The sequence below is a fragment of the Amphritea sp. GJ51-11 genome, assembly GCF_055808735.1.
In genome coordinates, this window is the sequence record NZ_CM147881.1 from 869557 (window position 1) to 887292 (window position 17736).

16 protein-coding genes are annotated in these 17736 nt (G+C 49.3%); 11 read left to right on the plus strand and 5 right to left on the minus strand.

Features of this window, described 5'->3' with window-relative positions:
* The first annotated feature begins 8 nt into the window (after nucleotides 1-8).
* The 5 genes from AC0L4K_RS03745 to AC0L4K_RS03765 all read left to right on the plus strand — a co-directional run bounded on the left by AC0L4K_RS03745 (nucleotide 9) and on the right by AC0L4K_RS03765 (nucleotide 6944).
* Nucleotides 9-1436 carry an ATP-binding protein gene (locus AC0L4K_RS03745; protein WP_417228135.1) on the plus strand — a complete coding sequence of 476 codons (1428 nt, stop codon included), beginning with the start codon at nucleotides 9-11 and terminating at the stop codon, nucleotides 1434-1436.
* A gap of 86 nt (nucleotides 1437-1522) precedes the next feature.
* On the plus strand, nucleotides 1523-2194 hold the full coding sequence (locus tag AC0L4K_RS03750) for a YbhB/YbcL family Raf kinase inhibitor-like protein (RefSeq protein WP_473268248.1): 672 nt from the start codon (nucleotides 1523-1525) through the stop codon (nucleotides 2192-2194).
* Between the two features lie 88 nt (nucleotides 2195-2282).
* Nucleotides 2283-3506: an efflux RND transporter periplasmic adaptor subunit gene (locus AC0L4K_RS03755; protein WP_473268249.1), complete on the plus strand. Its 1224-nt coding sequence runs from the start codon at nucleotides 2283-2285 to the stop codon at nucleotides 3504-3506.
* A 5-nt stretch (nucleotides 3507-3511) separates the two neighbouring features.
* Entirely contained in the window at nucleotides 3512-5539 is a 2028-nt protein-coding gene (locus tag AC0L4K_RS03760) for a MacB family efflux pump subunit (RefSeq protein ID WP_473268250.1), read from the plus strand.
* Nucleotides 5540-5555: 16 nt separating this feature from the next.
* Nucleotides 5556-6944 (plus strand): efflux transporter outer membrane subunit, encoded by a 1389-nt coding sequence (locus AC0L4K_RS03765; RefSeq protein ID WP_417228139.1) that lies wholly within the window; start codon nucleotides 5556-5558, stop codon nucleotides 6942-6944.
* 90 nt (nucleotides 6945-7034) lie between these two features.
* Here AC0L4K_RS03765 and AC0L4K_RS03770 read toward each other — a convergent pair whose 3' ends face one another.
* The gene (locus AC0L4K_RS03770; protein WP_473268252.1) at nucleotides 7035-7916 is read right to left on the minus strand and encodes a helix-turn-helix domain-containing protein; all 882 of its coding nucleotides are present in this window, start codon (nucleotides 7914-7916) and stop codon (nucleotides 7035-7037) included.
* A 160-nt stretch (nucleotides 7917-8076) separates the two neighbouring features.
* On the opposite strand from AC0L4K_RS03770, the gene AC0L4K_RS03775 reads away from it, so the two are divergent.
* The 3 genes from AC0L4K_RS03775 (at nucleotide 8077) to AC0L4K_RS03785 (ending at nucleotide 10601) form a co-directional block, all read left to right on the plus strand.
* Entirely contained in the window at nucleotides 8077-8478 is a 402-nt protein-coding gene (locus AC0L4K_RS03775) for a protocatechuate 3,4-dioxygenase (protein WP_417228141.1), read from the plus strand.
* A complete protein-coding gene (locus AC0L4K_RS03780; protein ID WP_417228142.1) occupies nucleotides 8471-9316 on the plus strand; it encodes a class III extradiol dioxygenase family protein in 846 nt (281 codons plus the stop codon). The genes AC0L4K_RS03775 and AC0L4K_RS03780 overlap by 8 nt, the downstream gene beginning before the upstream one ends.
* Before the next feature lie 520 nt (nucleotides 9317-9836).
* Nucleotides 9837-10601 carry a helix-turn-helix domain-containing protein gene (locus AC0L4K_RS03785; protein WP_473269207.1) on the plus strand — a complete coding sequence of 255 codons (765 nt, stop codon included), beginning with the start codon at nucleotides 9837-9839 and terminating at the stop codon, nucleotides 10599-10601.
* A gap of 7 nt (nucleotides 10602-10608) precedes the next feature.
* Here AC0L4K_RS03785 and AC0L4K_RS03790 read toward each other — a convergent pair whose 3' ends face one another.
* Nucleotides 10609-11511: a LysR family transcriptional regulator gene (locus tag AC0L4K_RS03790; protein WP_473268255.1), complete on the minus strand. Its 903-nt coding sequence runs from the start codon at nucleotides 11509-11511 to the stop codon at nucleotides 10609-10611.
* Between the two features lie 116 nt (nucleotides 11512-11627).
* Between AC0L4K_RS03790 and AC0L4K_RS03795 the strand changes: the two genes are divergently transcribed.
* On the plus strand, nucleotides 11628-12506 hold the full coding sequence (locus AC0L4K_RS03795) for an MBL fold metallo-hydrolase (RefSeq protein ID WP_473268256.1): 879 nt from the start codon (nucleotides 11628-11630) through the stop codon (nucleotides 12504-12506).
* 182 nt (nucleotides 12507-12688) lie between these two features.
* On the plus strand, nucleotides 12689-13324 hold the full coding sequence (locus AC0L4K_RS03800) for a DsbA family protein (protein WP_473268258.1): 636 nt from the start codon (nucleotides 12689-12691) through the stop codon (nucleotides 13322-13324).
* Nucleotides 13325-13395: 71 nt separating this feature from the next.
* Here the strand turns inward: AC0L4K_RS03800 and AC0L4K_RS03805 are convergent, their stop codons facing one another.
* Genes AC0L4K_RS03805 through AC0L4K_RS03815 form a run of 3 tightly spaced genes read right to left on the minus strand, consistent with a single transcriptional unit; the run spans nucleotide 13396 to nucleotide 17090 of the window.
* Nucleotides 13396-14970, minus strand: coding sequence for a 2-oxo acid dehydrogenase subunit E2 (locus AC0L4K_RS03805; RefSeq protein ID WP_473268259.1), 1575 nt, complete (start codon nucleotides 14968-14970; stop codon nucleotides 13396-13398).
* A gap of 13 nt (nucleotides 14971-14983) precedes the next feature.
* On the minus strand, nucleotides 14984-15943 hold the full coding sequence (locus AC0L4K_RS03810) for an alpha-ketoacid dehydrogenase subunit beta (RefSeq protein ID WP_473268260.1): 960 nt from the start codon (nucleotides 15941-15943) through the stop codon (nucleotides 14984-14986).
* 22 nt (nucleotides 15944-15965) lie between these two features.
* A complete protein-coding gene (locus AC0L4K_RS03815) occupies nucleotides 15966-17090 on the minus strand; it encodes a thiamine pyrophosphate-dependent dehydrogenase E1 component subunit alpha (protein WP_473268263.1) in 1125 nt (374 codons plus the stop codon).
* Nucleotides 17091-17252: 162 nt separating this feature from the next.
* On the opposite strand from AC0L4K_RS03815, the gene AC0L4K_RS03820 reads away from it, so the two are divergent.
* On the plus strand, nucleotides 17253-17717 hold the full coding sequence (locus AC0L4K_RS03820) for an Lrp/AsnC family transcriptional regulator (RefSeq protein WP_473268265.1): 465 nt from the start codon (nucleotides 17253-17255) through the stop codon (nucleotides 17715-17717).
* The last annotated feature ends 19 nt before the right edge of the window (nucleotides 17718-17736 follow it).

Below are 17736 nucleotides of genomic sequence, written 5' to 3' on the forward strand. Positions count from 1 at the left end.
GGGCTAGAATGTATTTTCGCACACGGATTATTACCATCTCCCTGCTAACGGTGAGCGCAGTGCTGGCGATTGTGATCACCTTGAGCTGGTCACGCATTATGCAAGTCGAGTTTAATCGCCTTGATGACCGACTGTGTATGGAAGCAAGGCGACTGATTCCACGGTTTGATGCCGATGGTTCTCCTCGTTATCGACCGATTTCAAGTGCGGGAAAGCCTTCAGATAGTCAGATTATTGCTGACTTAGTCAATAAACTAAGAGTTAGCTCACCAAACGAGGTCATGATCTATCTCGGTGCTGGTGACGCTGGTGTTGTGAGAACATCTGAGGGTGTTGATATCAACACTATTATTAATAACATCAATTGGCGTAGCGCTGATCAGTTAGAATTATCCGATAAAAACCAAGCCAAAGCCTATTGTCGGGTAGCCTTTTTTGAACATGAAGAGAAGCAATGGCTTGGTGCGCTGTTAAAGGTTCGAGACTATCAGAGCTTTATCGGCATTGATGTGGCAGCCAGCACCCGGGAGTTAAAAAGCACCCTACGTGAAGCGCTGGTCGTTGTGATTCCATTCTCTTTTTTGCTCAGCTTGTTGGGCTCTTGGCTGATCGCGAGTCATACCCTTCGGCCGATCAATCGTCTGCATCGTTCCATGGATAGGGTGACCGAGAAAGATCTGAGCCATCGCTTGCCTGAACATAAAGAAGACAAAGAGTTTCAACGCTTAATCGAAGCTTACAATACAATGCTCGATCGGCTTGAGGATAGCTTTCAGCAAATCTCACGCTTTACCGCCGATGCCGCTCATGAATTAAAAACACCGCTGACCGTTTTAAGAGGCAAGCTGGAACAAGCGGTGCTCGCTGAAAATTCATCGCAGTTAGACCTCAATGCCATTCTTGATGAAGTCGGGCACCTCTCGGCGATCACGCGTAAATTGTTGCTTTTGTCACAAGCAGATTCCGGCTCAATGGCACTTCATCTGGAACCGATCAATATGACCGATCTATTAGATGAACTAACCGCCGATATGGAGCTGTTGTCCGAGGCGTTAGTGCTGCATTGCTCGATCGATCGAGGCCTAATAACAAAAGGCGATAGTGTCTTGCTGACGCAGCTACTGAATAATTTACTCGTTAATGTGATGCACTATAGCCTGCCAGAAAAAGGCGTTATGATTAACGCCAGCGAAAACGGCTCGACCATTGAGGTGGTGATCAGCAACGCCTGTTTACCACTGTCAGAGCAGGTCAGAAGTCAGCTATTCGAGCGTTTTTACCGTGGCGAATCCGCACAGATTCAAGGTGCTTCTGGTAGTGGTCTTGGGTTGAGCTTGGCACGTGAGATCGCCCGTGCCCACGATGGCGATCTTTTACTTGAGCCCAGCGCGCAAGATGTTGTGGTGATGAAATTAGTGTTACCCATGGTTAAATGACAGCATTGTCATCCATCCCAGCCGTCTAATCGTTAGACTTAAGTTAACTGCTTAAATCGTTACCTTGATGACTAAAGAGATTAGCCATGCAGACGAAAAAAATTGCTCTATTGACTCTCGTTACCTCGATACTACTGGTGTCTGGGGCTCAGGCCCATGACTTCCTCGAACTAAGCAGCCCTGAGTTTGTTGATGGAGGAATGCTACCTGTTAAGTTTACCTGTGAAGGCGAGGGTATATCGCCACCGTTAAGTTGGCGTGGTGTGCCACAGGGTACCCAGTCTTTGGTCATTATTATGGATCATATGCCGATGTCTAAATCTGAGCCTAAAGTGGCCAAGTACCCAGCCGGCAGCCCAGACTCTCAGGCGGGTCATGATGAAAACAATCCCGCACAGGTCACTCCCGCTCCTCTTCCCTCACATAAGCCAAACAAGCCGGAAGGATTGCGTTGGTATTGGGGGATGTACAACGTGCCCGCCACGGTATCGGGTATTCAAGCTGGACAAGTTGCCGGCGCATTGGGCAGCAATGTTGTGAATCGGAAAAGTGAGTACGCACCACCCTGCTCCAAAGGGCCTGGAGTGAAGAACTACAGCTTTCACCTTTATGCATTGTCAGCGTTTTTAGCGCTGCCAGAGTCCGATAATGTGTCCGCTGCGGTGCTGCGAAACAAGATGCGAGGCTTGGTGCTCGGGTCTGGTTCCCTCACTGTTAGTTTTGAACGCTATGGGCAAACGCAACAGCCAGTTCATTGAGAACCGTTGCGCCAATCAACCGTTGCTATTGTATAAACCTGTTTGTGTTCGCTGAAGATAAATCGTCACAAGCTCTCAAGAGATTGACATGAAAAAGAAGATGAAAAACACATTGATCGTCCTACTTCTGATCGTGGTTGTGGCCATCGGAGTTGGCTATAAATACATTCAGGCACAGCAGGTTCAGCCGGCCTTTATCACCAATGTTGTTAAGCGAGGCAGCATTGAAAATGTGGTACTGACCAACGGGGTTTTGTATCCGTCAAAATTGGTCAGTGTCGGTTCTCAGGTATCTGGCTTGATCGAAAAAATCGATGTTCAGGTGGGCGATACGTTAAAAAAGGGTGAGCTTATTGCTCAGATTGATAACCTGACACAGCAAAATGCGCTGAAGGAAGCGCAAGCATCACTCAAGAGCATTAATGCTCAATACAAAGCAAAACAAGCGCAGATTAAAGCCGCGCAAGCCGAGTTTAAACGTAAGCAACAATTGCTGATGGATGGCGCTACCTCGCAAGCGGAATACGATACGGCGGAATCATTATTGGCCGTTTATCGGGCAGAACTGGATCAACTGAGTGCAGAGAAAGAGAAATCGATTATCAGTGTGGATAATGCCAAGCTTGATCTAGGCTACACCACCATTACATCACCCATTGATGGCACGGTGGTTTATGTCTCGGTCGAAGAGGGCCAGACCGTTAATAACAATCAGGGGACGCCCAGTATTATCGAGTTGGCACAACTGGATGTGATGACCATCAAGGCGCAGGTGTCCGAAGCCGACATCATTAATGTGGCTGCCGGGCAGGAGGTCTATTTCACCATCTTGGGGGCGACGGATAAGAAGTATCACGGCGTTTTACGGGCGATTGAACCCGGTCCTACCTTGCTCAGCGGTGATGATAGCGATCTAACGATTGGCGATGATGAGGCGATCTATTACAACGCCCTGTTTGATGTGGAAAATCCCGACAATTTGTTGCGCTTCGGTATGACTGCGCAGGTCTCTATTATTTTAGCGCGGGCAGAGGATGCATTGTTGGTGCCTTCGCAGGTGTTAGTTGCCAAGCGGGGCTCAAAGAATACTTATCAGGTGCTGGTGAAAAACAAGGATGAGGTGGAATACCGCGATGTGACGGTGGGCATCAATAATAAAGTCTACGCGCAAATCTTGTCAGGTCTTAATGAAGCAGATGAGATTGTTATCGGTCAGTCGTCCAGCAGCAACAATGCTAGAGCCGGTAGCGCTAGTGGCGGCCTTGCGAGTGGGTTGATGGGGCAAACTCGGCCCGGCTCAGGTAGACGGTAATAGCCATGACTGAAGCACTGTTAAATGTGGTGGGTGTCAGCCGTAGCTTTTCTGCCGGAGAAGACGAACTGACGGTTTTGAAGGAGATTAATCTTCAGATTAATCGCGGCGAGATGGTGGCGATTATCGGCGCCTCTGGCTCGGGAAAATCGACCTTGATGAATATCCTTGGCTGCTTGGATAAACCCAATAAAGGACATTACTTCATCAATGGCCAAGATACCTCGGCGATGGATGAAAATGAGTTGGCGGCGCTACGGCGCGAATACTTCGGCTTTATTTTCCAGCGTTATCATCTATTGGGCGATTTAACCGCCTTGGGTAACGTCGAAGTGCCGGCACTCTATGCGAATGAAGGGCCTAATGAGCGGCAGAAAAAAGCGACCGAGTTACTCACTCGGTTGGGATTAAGTGATCGTTTAGAGCATAAGCCAAATCAACTGAGTGGTGGCCAGCAGCAGCGGGTGAGTGTCGCAAGGGCGCTGATTAATGGCGGAGATGTGATCCTCGCGGATGAGCCGACCGGTGCGTTAGACAGCAGCAGCGGCGAAGAGATGATGAAGCTGCTGCGTGAGCTACACCGTGATGGCCACACCATTATTTTGGTAACACATGATCCGCATATTGCCGAGTTTGCCGATCGTGTTATTGAGATCAAAGATGGCGAGATCATTGGCGATACGCTCAATACTAAAGTCAATGAGGATCAATCGAGTGACAGCAGGGTAGAGGACGCATCGCAGTCTGCAATCGAGCTTGACGACCATAAGCCACAAGTCGATCAACAAACAATTAAGCAGCCAGCGATTAAACACCACAGGCTGGCGCGCACGATTAACTGGTCCCGTTATCTCGAAGCGCTAAAGATGGCGTTGATTGGGATGTCGAATAACCGTCTGCGTACGTTTTTGACCATGCTCGGCATTATTATTGGTATTGCTTCTGTGGTGTCGGTCGTTGCACTAGGGGCCGGATCGCAGCAGTCGATTATGGATAATATCGCCTCTATGGGGACCAACACCATTGAGATAAAGCCCGGGACTGGTCGCGGTGATCGGCGTTCTGGGCGGATTCGTACACTAACGGCAGCGGATGCCGATGCGCTGAAAACCTTGTCTTTTGTCGATAGTGTTACCCCAACGGTGAGAGCCAATGTGGCGATTCGCTATTCCAGTGAAACGGTGACCGGGTCAGTGCAGGGGGTGGGCACGGATTACTTCCGTGTGCGCGGTTATAGCTTGGCGCAGGGACAGTTTTTTGCCGAAGACAGTGTCGTCGCGATGGAGCAGGTGGCGGTTATTGACGAAAACACCGAGCAAGCGCTTTTTGCTGAAGGGAATGCACTGGGTAGCGTTATCTTTCTTGGTCGCCTGCCGGTCCGGGTGATTGGCGTAACAGAGCCCATTGAAAGTGTTTCTAGTAACAGTGATGAACTGAATGTTTGGTTGCCTTATACCACCGTATCGGGGCGTATTTTCCGGCAAAACTATGTCAGTGATATCACCGTCAGAGTGGATGAGAATGTCGAGAGTGAGGTGGCAGAGCAGGGCATTATTAGCCTGCTAACGATGCGTCATGGCACGGTGGATTTCTTTACGATTAATACCGATACCATCCGCAAAAGTATTGAGAAAACATCGGATACCATGACCATGCTTATTTCGGCTATCGCTTTTATCTCGCTGCTGGTGGGCGGTATAGGGGTGATGAATATTATGTTGGTCTCTGTTACCGAGCGAACACGGGAGATCGGTATACGTATCGCCGTCGGTGCTAGGCAGACCGATATCATGTGGCAGTTTTTAATCGAAGCGGTGCTGGTGTGCTTTTGTGGTGGTGCGTTAGGGATCGGGCTGGCTTATCTCGTTGGTATCATCTTTAGCTATAGCGGTAGCGATTTTCAGATGATCTATTCCGGCACCTCTATCGTGGCGGCGTTTACCTGCTCGACCTTAATTGGCATTCTGTTTGGCTATCTGCCTGCCCGTAATGCCGCACGACTTAACCCTATTGAGGCACTTTCCCGAGATTAGGGTGAAGGATATTAAAATGAAAATTGTCAACAAAATCTCTACCGTCATGCTGTTATGCGTACTTGGGTTATCTGGGTGTAGTTCAATGCGCAGTGAGTATCAGCCACCGGTGTTAGATGTTCCAGAAAGCTGGTCCCAGTCTCAAGTGCAAGCGAGCGCAACCGTGGCGCGCCCTGACGCTTGGTGGACGTTATTTGGAGACCCACAGTTAAATCGGTTGATCGATCAGGTATTGGCGTCCAATAGTGATTTGGCAAAAGCGACGCTGACGTTAAAGAGAGCACGGCTGGAGGCCGGTGTCAGTGAAAATAACAAAGTGCCAAGCATCAGCGCTTCGCAGTCTTCGTCACGGGAATATGACCTTGACGCGGAGACCTCCGATAGCCGTTTTGGTTTGAGTTTATCTCTAGCCTATGAGCTGGATCTTTGGGGACGGGTGGATGCGGTGGCTGATGCTGCTGAATGGACCGCCAACGCCCGTTATGAAGATCGTGAGAATACCGCCCACAACCTCGTCGTAACAACGGCGACGCTGTATTGGAAAGTCGCCTATCTGAATCAGGTGATTGCGCTTAGGGAGCAGACCATCGCCGATACCGAACGGGTCGTTATGCTGACACAAAACAAATATGAGGTTGGCGCAGAGAGCCGTTTGGCGGTGCTAGAGTCAACCCAGTCGCTGTATAACCAGCGGGTGGAACTGAGTCAATTGCAACAAACGCTATCAGAAACGCAAAATGCGATCTCCATTCTGCTTAATCAGCCTTTGCAAGACGTTGGTATAAACGTCGACCGGTTACCGGCCCAACTTATCCCTGATATTGAGGCGGGGATTCCGGCGGATCTGCTGTTGCGCAGACCGGATGTTAAAGCCAGTTTGTATGCCCTGAAATCCACGCTAGCGTCTAAAGATGCGTTAGATGCCAGCTATATGCCGACCTTTACTCTAACAGGATCGCTAAACACCTCATCTTCAAGCTTATTGAATTTATTGCAAAACCCGGTTGCTACGTTGGGTAGCGGTATTGTTTTGCCCTTCTTAGAGTGGCAGGAGATGACATTAAACAAAGATATTTCTGAAGTCGACTATCAGCTGGCCGTAGTGGATTATCGAGATACGATTTATCAAGCATTTGAAGAGGTAGCGAACCTGTTGACGGCTAAACAACACTTCGGTTATCAGGGCGATATTTATCAAGCGCAGTATACTAACGCGCAAGCGATTGAGGCGATCTACGGAAGTCGATATCAGCATGGGGAGAGTGATATCATCGATTGGATTAGCTCGATGGAATCGAGACGTAGTATCGAAACATCACTGTTGGAAAACCGCTATAACCAATTTGTCATTCAGGCAAAACTTTATCAGTCACTCGGTGGTGGCGATATCGCACCTGAGGCTTGAGGGTAATACACTGCTCATACAGTGGTGTTGATCGATCGCTGATTCAATTTTGTAACGCCTGCTGTTTTTGTCGGTACAGCAAAAGAACCGCTAACGGTTATTCACATTCTGTGAGCGGAACTGTTTTGGCGTCAGTTGGGCGAGTCGCTTAAAAAAGCGGTTAAAGTAGGCGGGGTCGTTAAACCCCAGTTCGTAAGCGATCTCATTAATACTGGTGACGGTGTAGATCAAATGCCGTTTGGCTTCGAGCAGCAGACGATCGTGAATCAATTGCAGGGCGCTGCGTTGGATGAGTTTTTGGCACAAACTGTTGAGATAAGGTGCGGTAATGCCTAGTTCTTCGGCATAACTTTCCACTTTTCGATGCTGGGCAAAATCCCGATTGATGAGATCGGTAAAGCGGTTGAGGTATTCACTTTTTCGATCTTGATGGTTACCCAAATAGTGCCGATGAACGGCGTTGCGTTCCAACCAGATGCCCAATAATTGCACCAGTGATCCGAGGGCTTCTGATCGTCCGCTGATGATGGGTTGGGAATACTCATGCTGAATTAGATTGAGGATCGATTCCAGTTGCGTCTGTTCACGTCGCACGGTCATGATGAGCGTCGATCTAATCACCGGTTGCTCTTTCTGCACGGCTTGTTCGACTCTTTCTAATAACGGGCTGGCAATCGACAGCACCATCCCCGAAACATCTTCCGACCAAAGAAAGTCGTGTACACACATCTCTGAAATAACAATGATGCAGGGGCCTTTGATGGTGGTTGTGTCACCATCTAAATTGGCTTCACCGCTGCCCCGCTGTAGATAGAATATCTGACTCAAACCATGGTGCCGATGGGGGCGAATGGTGAATTGATGGGCTCGGCTGCGGGTGATGAGTGGCTCGCAGTGGAGCAGGTCCGGGGTGACATACTGCTCTTGATCGCCGTAAAACTGTACGGTAAGTATTTCGGAAGATTGACCCATAGGACAATTTACTCTCGCTGCTGATATTCGAAAAGTACAATTTTTATATCATTTTATCTCTTAATTATGTGCGTTTTTTAGATAAAAATACATAAACAATAGATAGCGAAGTCACTCGCTGATCTCAGATATAAATCTCAACAATAAAAGGGCAATCAGCATGGTTTGGCAAAAGCATGATTATGACGATATCCCAGGCACTTATGTGTTTGATGGAAAACGTTCCCACTCTGCCTATAACTTGAATAAGATGGCGTATAGCTTCAATAGTGCGGCAAATCGCGAAGAGTTTGCAGCCGATATGGATGCTTACTGTCGTAAGTTTAACCTCCCGGATGAGCAGCGTATCGCGGTGTTGGAAGGTAACTTTCTTAAGCTGTTACAACTCGGTGGCAATATTTACTATCTAGCAAAAATTGCCATTTTCCATGGTTTGAGTGTGCAGGATGCCGGTGCGTCCTTCCATAACATTACCACTGATGAGTTTAAGCAAGTGCTGCTAAACAATGCCGAAGGTTTTGATGAGAAGTTACAACAGCGTGGAGGTTACTGGAATGGGTAAGGTTATTGGTGGTATTACAACGTCTCATATTCCGGCAATCGGCAATGCGATGGCGAACAAGCAGGAAAATGACCCGTATTGGCAGCGTTTTTTCGCCGGTTACGAGCCGGTAAAAGCTTGGTTAGCAGAGGAAAAGCCTGATGTAGTAATCGTCGTGTATAACGACCATGGTTTGAATTTCTTTTTGGATACCGTGCCGACTTTTGCAATTGGTTGCGCCGATACCTATCAGAATGATGATGAAGGTTGGGGCATTCCCACGACTGCCTCATTTGAGGGGGATGCGCAACTGTCTTGGCATTTAGCTGAGTCCCTGATTAATCAGGGGTTTGATATGACCATGTGTCAGGAAATGAAAGTTGACCATGGTTGTGTTGTGCCGATGGGACTGATGTTCCGTCACCTGCCTGAATGGCCATGTAAACTGATTCCGTTGGCAGTTAATACCGTGCAACATCCATTACCAAGTGGCCAGCGTTGTTATGATTTGGGTAAAGCGTTAAGGATCGCGATTGAGTCTTATCCTGAAGATACCAAGGTGGCGGTTTTTGGTACCGGTGGTATGTCGCATCAGTTACAGGGTGAGCGGGCCGGTATTATCGATGTAGACTTTGATCTGAAGTGTATGGATTACATCATTAATGACCCGGAAAAAATGACCGCTTTTTCTAACGCTGAAATCATGGAAAAGGCGGGCACTGAAGGAATTGAAGTGATCATGTGGATGGTGATGCGAGGGGCGTTATCGCCTAACGTTAATGTGCTGCATAAGCACTACCATGCACCGATTTCAAATACCGGTGCTGGTGTTGTTTTGCTGACGGATGGCACTGATTAAGCGTCTGCGTTGTGTGCTCAGGCTGGCTTAAGGGCGAGTCTGAGCGCGTTTAATGGTTACATTTTAGGGCTATAAGCTCGGGTCAGTATTTACTGATTATCTCCTCGTTCATTGTTTTTTTCATTAATTGCACTTTTTAAACAGTAGTTTTTAGCGGCAATCTTTCGCCCGTTCGCTTTACTGAATATGCGATACTACATTGATATTTAGTCGATATGGGGTTCTTTCTGTTTTCGACACCGATATCGATAGCTCATCATAGCGCTATACGACTTAACACCTCTCTCTTTTTGCCTATTATGAATAGATTTTCCAGCTAAAGAATTGTACTTTTACCCTAAAGCATACCAACACACGGCGATGGGGGCTTGTCCGCTATGAGTAAAAAAATCGACGAAAGGGTGAAGCGTTAATCTCCACCTACGCACTGTATAGCGAAGAGCCTTCGCGGGAAGATCCAGAGTTTATCCATATTGAAGATATTCGCACCCGGGCCGAACTGTTTGATTGGACGATTAATATTCACACCCACCCAAAGATGTTTCAGCTGATCTATGTTCGCAAGGGCGGGGTGAGAATCCATATCGACGGCCTAGAGCAGGAGGAGGTTGCTCCCTGTCTGATCACTATTCCTCCAGGGGTGGTGCATGGTTTCCAATTTTATAAAGAAAATACCGAAGGTTCGGTGGTCACCGTGTCGCAATTATTGGTGCAGGATGAGCAGTTTCAGCACCGTTTTCCCTTTAAAGAGGAGCTGTTGAGTAAAGCGTTGGTGATTCAGTTAACCGAGAATGATCCGGACCAACCCTTGATCGATCAGCAGTTTGCCAACCTGACCCGCGAATATCGTGATAACCAGATAGGGCGAGTGGTGATGTTTGAATGGTTGCTGTATTCGTTACTGGTGCGTATCGGTCGCAAATTACACTCCGCCTATAGCAGTAGTGAATCGGGTTCACGCTATGAGCAGCGCTATAAAGAGCTGTGTCAGTTGATCGAAATGCATTATCGCGATCATCTATCGGCGGATCATTATGCGCAGATGTTGAATACCACGCCCATGGGACTGAATCGGGCTTGTTCGGCTGTGGTGGGCAAGACTATTAGCGAGCTGTTACAGGATCGATTGATTCTTGAAGCCCAGCGCTTTCTAATCTACACCGCCGCACCAGCATCATTGATTGCTTATGATCTGGGTTTTAAAGATCCAGCTTATTTCTCGCGCTTTTTTAAGAAACGGGTCGGGTTAACCCCGGGTGCTTTTCGTAATCAGCGGGATACCTGAGAGAATCCTAGCGATCCCAATAGGGTGTTTCACTGAAACGCTCAACCAGAAAGTCGAGCATACTTCTTAGTGCTGCCGGAACATGTTGTCGAGAGAGGTACACGCCCCAAATAACCAGTTCCGGCGGATGCCAGGCCTCCAATAGTGGGGTTAACTCGCCACTTCGAATGTAAGGGCCGGCAAGGTAGGTGGGTTGTAAGGCTATTCCGGCACCGGCTAAGGTTGCGGCGGTGAGAGCGCCAACTTCATTAGCACTGAGATTACCGCTGACGGGTACGCCAATTTCGTCAGTTTGGGGATGCTGGAAACGCCACTCGCCCTTGCCAAAATTGGAATAGGTAAGGCAGTTATGTTCAGCTAGCTGTTCTGGTGTTGTCGGTGTGCCGTGCGCTGCAAGATAGGCTGGCGAGGCGCAGATAACCGAGCGGCATGGGGCTAGACGGCGGGCGACTAAACCGGGATCGAGTTCACCTGAAATTCTTATGGCTAGGTCGATACGCTCCTCAATCAGATTGACCGTTCGGTCGAGCATCATCATATCGACAGATACATCCGGATAGCGTTGCAGATAATCCGTTACCGCTGTTGCCAGATGTAGCTGACCGAACGAGCTGCTAGAGGTAATCCTCAGTTGCCCTTTAGGCGAGCTGTCACGCTGGCCGATGGTTGCCTGTAGACCATTTTCTAACTCTAGCATCTGCTGACACTGCACTAGACAAGTTTGACCTGCCTCCGTGAGTGAGACCCGGCGAGTCGAGCGTTGCAGTAACCGCGTTCCCAGCCACTTTTCTAATTCAGACACAAAACGTGTTGCTTTGACACGGCTCATATCGAGATGGTCGGCCGCGGCGGTAAAGCTCCCCCGTTTAACCACTTCGGTAAAAACCTGCATAGCCTGTAGACGATCCATATGTTCACTTTTTGAAATAAAGTAGTCAATTATTGCATATATATCTGAACCAATGAAGCACGTAACCTCTATCTCAATCACTACAGTGATCTCGAATTTAACGCAATGAGGTTTACATGAAAACAATACAGTCACTACTGCTAACCGCTGCACTATCGGTCTCTTTAACGAATGGAGCTTGGGCCAACGACAGCGATACTCTTAATTTGAAAGTCTATAACGCCGATGGCAATAGCTTCCATGTGAACTCGGTGTTAGTGACAGGAGAGCATGATGCCGTTCTGATTGATGCACAGTTTTCCCGCGCTGATGCGCATCGGCTGGTGGCGGAGATTTTAAAGAGTCAGAAGAGGCTAACAACCGTTTATGTTAGCCATGGCGATCCGGACTATTATTTTGGGCTTGAAGTGATCAAGGCTGAATTTCCCGACGTGAAGATCGTTGCCAGCAAACCGACCATTGCCTGGATTAAGCAAACAGTGCAAAAGAAAGTTGGTTTTTGGGGACCTAAAATGGGTGCCAATGCACCGCGTAAGCCTATTATCCCTAGCGAATTACCCGCTGAAGGTTTGATATTGGAAGGTAAAAAACTAGAGATAAAAGGCTTGGATGGTGAGCTTCCTGGCCGCAGCTATGTCTGGATTCCTTCAATCAAAGCGGTTGTCGGTGGGGTAAATGTGTTCAGTGGCTTGCATCTGTGGACTGCTGATAGCCAAACCTCTGCGGAGCGGGCCGCGTGGTTCTCTATCTTAGAAGGGATCGAATCGCTCGGGCCTGATACGGTTATCCCCGGACACGCCAACAGTGGCGCACCAACTGGACTGGCGGCGGTTGAGTTTAGCAAAACTTATTTGCGTCGTTTTGAGTCATCTTTAGAGGAAGCGGCCGATGCTGCGAGTCTAATCCAGCGTATGAACCAGCTTTACCCAACGCTCGGTTTAGGGACCGCTTTGGAGATTGGTGCCAAAGTGAATAAGGGTGAGATGAAATGGTAATCCACGCTTGATGGATGCTGAGGGTTAATCAACAACGCCCTCATGTTAGGGCTTAGTTGCTGATCAGAGATTCTATCCTTTGCTCGTCAATCAAAAGCCTTTTGGTTGGCTCTGAAGTGAGCTACCTCCGAGCGCGTCCGGAATAAGATTCCGCTCGCGCAAATTATTTTAAGGACAACTTAATGCACACCCCGATATTCCATTATATTTATGACCCGCTGTGTGGCTGGTGCTATGGTGCGGCCCCCTTGCTGGCTTGCGTTCATGAGCTAGATAACGTGACATTGACATTGCATGGTGGCGGTTTAATGAGTGGCCGCTCCGTGACAGCCGAACTGCGCCGCTTTGTGATGGCGAATGATGCCCGCATCGGGAAAATCAGTGGCCAGCGATTTGGCCAGGATTACGTTGATGGTTTGTTGCTGGATGAAACGGCGGTGTTTGATTCGGTGCCTCCCATCGCCGCTATTTTGGCGGCGCAAGCCTGTGGGGCCGATGGTTATGCCATGTTGGTGGCTCTGCAGCAAGCACACTTTGTTGCTGGCCGTAAAATTGTGGATCAAGCTGTGTTGCTGGAGTTAGCCATAGCGCAAGGTATTGAGGCCGGCGTTTTTCAGCAATCATTGGCACAACAATTAAGCGGTTCGGTTGAGCAGCATATTGTTGCCAGTCGAGCACGACTGGCTGGCGCCGGTGGCGGAGGTTTTCCGACCCTTGTGCTGGAACGAGGAGGGCAAATGACGCCACTCGATATAAGTGGTTACTATGGTCAGGTTGAGCCGTGGCGGGCGGATCTTTTGGCGATCCTTAGCCGTTAGTCAGTGTATATCCTGTCCAACTCATTATTGCGATGAGGGTTGGCGAGCCAGTGGCAGCCAACCTTGCGTGACTACTTACCCCAGTTTTCGATGCTGTCGACAAACTGCGTTAAGAACAGATTGGTTTGATAGGCATCGAGGGCGCGGTGGTCAATACTCAGTGAAACATAGCATTTGGGGCGGATGGTCATAATATCCTCACCATCGACCTCTTCAACGACGACTCGCTTTTCCAGTTTACCGATCCCGAGTATCGCTACCTGGGGTTGATTGATGATGATCGGTGCCGCAAATAGGCTACCACTGACACCATGATTCGATAGAGTAAAGGTGCCGCCTTTCAGATCGGCAGCGGTGAGTTTGCCTAGTCGGGCTTTTTCTGTTTGTTGCTGCAGTGCTGAGGCGATTTCAAATAGGTTTTTGTTTTGCACCTGTTTGACGACGGGCACAACCAACCCTTTATCACCCAGTGCGGTGCCAATACCAATATTGATGTCGCTGAATATCTCTAATGCCTCTTCATGAAAGCGAGCGTTAACCGATGGTACCGCATGCATCGCTTTGACCGTGGCAGCGAGGAAGTACGCGGTGTAGGTCAGTTTTACACCGGCTTCGGTAAACCCTAACTGACACTGTTTTCGGTGTTCGATGATGCGCCCCATATCCATTTCAAAGACACTGGTGACATGGGGAGCAGTCTGTAGCAGGCTCTTAACCATATGGCTAGCAATCGATTTACGCATCGGCGAATGGGGCACCAGTCGACTAGCTTGCTCCGTTATTGAAGCGGGGTCCGTTATCGCTGAAGTCACTGGCGTTGCTGTGGCTTGAGTGACTGACTGAGCATCTATCGGAGCATCTAAGTAGGCCAGTACATCATCTCGGGTGACTCGGCCACCACGGCCACTGCCGTTGATTAAATTGATATCGAGGCCGTGCTTATCCAATAAGCGTCGTACCGCAGGACCGATTAGATGGCGGGCGTTACGCGCATCGCTCGCCGGTTGATGGTCGTTCGCTTGATCCGTTGAAGCTATCGCGTGAGAGAGGTCGGTTGTCTTCATCGAGGAATCGATATGTTGAGTCAGTTTACCCAGCAGGCAGCCCTCTTCGACGTCATCGCCGGGCTGTTTATCCTGCTGCAAGAGTACACCGCTAGCAGGCGCAATGACTTCCAGAATCACTTTGTCTGTTTCCAATTCCAATAGTGGGGCTCCCTGTTCAACGGGGTCGCCGACATCGATTAGCCAGTGAGCGATTTTAGCGGTCAAGCCTTCTAATTGATCGGCAGGTAGCGTGATATCGAGCTGCTCGGCGTTGTTGGCTATCCTAGGAACGGATGATGTTGCGCTGGATGCTGTTTTAGTCTGAGCGGCTTTAATCGGCTCGATGGCGCTAACGGTGGTACTCTGCATGAGGCCAAGCGGCGTATTTTCATCGACTTCAGTGCCGGGAACTGCCAGTATTTGGCTCATCACGCCATCGGCTTCGGCACAGATCTCCATCGTGACCTTATCGGTTTCCAGCTCCAGTAGAGGCATCCCTTTGGTCACCTGTTGATCCTCTGTGACTAACCACTCAGCGACCTTTGCCGCAGTGCCTTCTAACGCATCTGCGGGTAGGGTAATTGATATTGAATTTTGCATGGCGGGCTCCTTTTTAGACGGCGATCAGGTTTTGCATGGCTTGAGCAATACGCTGTTCACTGGGAAGCGCGTTTTCCAACAGGTGAATATTGTGAGGGCTAGGGATATCAGGCATGGTGAGTCGTTGAATCGGCGCATCTAAGCTAAAAAATAACTCTTCTGATAGGGTGGCGGCGATCTCGGCACCAAAGCCCGCGGTTTTATTGTCTTCATGGACAATCAAGCAGCGAGCAGTTTTGTCTACCGAACTGAGGACGGCCTCTTTATCCCAAGGTTGCAGGGTGCGAAGGTCGATCACTTCGATGCCTATGTCGAGCTGTTTCGCAGCGCTTTCGCAGCGTTCAACCATCGCTCCCCAGCAGACAACCGTGAGTTTGTCTCCACAGGTTAAGCGCTTGGCCTGACCAAAGGGAATGACAAACTCATCGCCGGGGTAAGGACGACGAGCCCAACTGTGATCCAGTAAGAAACGGTGTTCAAAGAAAATGGTGGGGTTATTATCCCGCAAAGCAAAGCGCAGTAAACCGACCGCATCTTCGGCATTGGAGGGCATCGCCAGTTGCCAGCCAACCTTGTGGGCCCATTCGACTTCATCGCTCATGGAGTGCCATGGATCGCCTCGGCGAGCAAAACCGCCGGGGATTCTAACGACCATCGGCGCGGCAAATTGATTGTTGGTTCGCCAGCGCATAATGCCGGTGTCGGTGAGTTGTTCTGCGGCGGGTTCGGCATATTTCCGGAACTGAATTTCAGGCACCGGCATCAATCCACTCAACGCCATGCCTACTGAACGGCCGATAATACCCTCTTCAGATAAACTGGTATCGAATACCCGGTGGCGGCCAAACTTTTTGTGTAAGCCTAAGGTTGCTCCATGCACGCCCCCTTTAGGGCCAACATCTTCTCCAAAGACGATCACTTTGGGGTTGGTCTCCAACTCATAATCTAAGGTTTTACGAATCGCTGTGAGCATATTGATCCGTGCACCTGTGGGGTTAGGTGTACAGCTCTGTGCCGGAAAACGATGGTTGTCTGCTGCGAGGCCTCCTCGGAGTTGTGTCTGGCCCTGTTCGGCATAGACAGAAGCGGGTGAGCTTGCCAGGCTCTGGCTGCTGACGGGCTTTTGCTCGCGCTACGGATGCTTGAATCTTGTTAACACTCGCTGTTTCGAGCGCCTGCCAAGCAGCGGCGGTGATGAGTTTTTGCTGCAGCATAAAGGCCTGTAATTTCGGCAGCGGATCACGGGTCATCTCATCGGCGATAAATTCGGGTGATTTATAGGTTTGAGTGTCTTGAAAGGTATGACCGCACAAGCGAGGCACTTTCAGTCTTAACAGGCAGGCGCCTTTAGCTGAACGGACATAGTTGACAGCCTCCTTTATTAGCGCTGGGGTTTGCTCCGGGTCGGTGCCATCACCTTCAATAATGTGCAGGTTCTTATAGGCTTTTAGATTTGCTACCTGATCGCCGCCGGGGGTCTGTTCCGTCTGGGGAACGGAGATGCCGTAGCCGTTATCTTCAATATAAAATAGGTGGGGTAGGTTATGGGTGGTGGAGATATTTAATGCCGCCCAGAAACCGCTGGTGGACATCGAAGAGTCGCCTCCCATCGATACAGCGATAGCGCCGTTATAATGGCTATCCTTTAGTTGGTCCCGATGATAAACGATCGATTGCGCCCAGCCTGCGATGGGGGAGTATTGTGCCCCGACACCGCCACACATCGGAAAGAGCATCGCGCCGGTGCGGTTTGGATTAGGGTAATTACAGACAACCCCGATATCTCGCCCATCACTATAGCCGCCGGCTGTGGCCATCGGCGATGCAACCACATCATCTAAATCGATACCGAGGCTCATCACGAAAGGGCGGGAGCGATAATAGCCAGTGGCAGCATCATGGGGGTGGGTCAACAGTGAGCCGAGAATAATCTGAGCAAAATCATGGCCACGGGCAGAAAACTGATTAAAGACTAACTTAGCAGGCACTAACTCTTGCTCTTCGATGGTGTCGAGTGCGCGTGATGCAAGCATCAATTCGGCGATGTGCAGCCAGTCGAGATTAATAGGGATATCGATGAGCGATGTCGCTTTCGGGGTTTCTAACGTTACCTTGTTCATGACTTAGTCGACCTCAGCATGAGCTGTTTCCCAGCTTTTTATTGTGTTATTCAATCTATTTATTTTAGTGCCTTAGTGACGAAATTATCTTTCTAAAGAAGCTTTGTTTAAGGGATAATAAGCAAGATAATTTCTTCTATTGGCAGATAAAGGAAACAAATTATGCTGGATAGCTTTGATGTAGCGATACTGGCGTCTTTGCAGAAAGATGGTCGGCTGACCAATCGTGAATTGGCCGAAACCATCGGTCTGTCGGGAGCGCCCTGTTGGCGACGGCTTAAGCGACTAGAGGCTGAGGGCTATATTGAACACTACACGGCGGTGTTATCGCCTAAAAAAATCAACTTAAATGTGGTCGCTTTTGCGCAGATCTCAATGGATAACCACCACCCTGAAACTTTGAAATCGTTTCTGTCGATGGTGGCGGCCTGTCCCGAGATACAGGAGTGCCATTCGGTCAGTGGCTCTTGTGATTACCTTCTCAAGATTATTACCCGGGATATGGAGAGTTACGAAGCACTGTTAAGTAATATGTTATTACCGGCCGAGGGGATTCGCTCTACCAGCACCATGTTCTCGATGAAACAGCCAAAAATAACCCGCGAGTTCCCTTTGAGTGGCTGTTGATAAGCGGCTGTTCGAACGA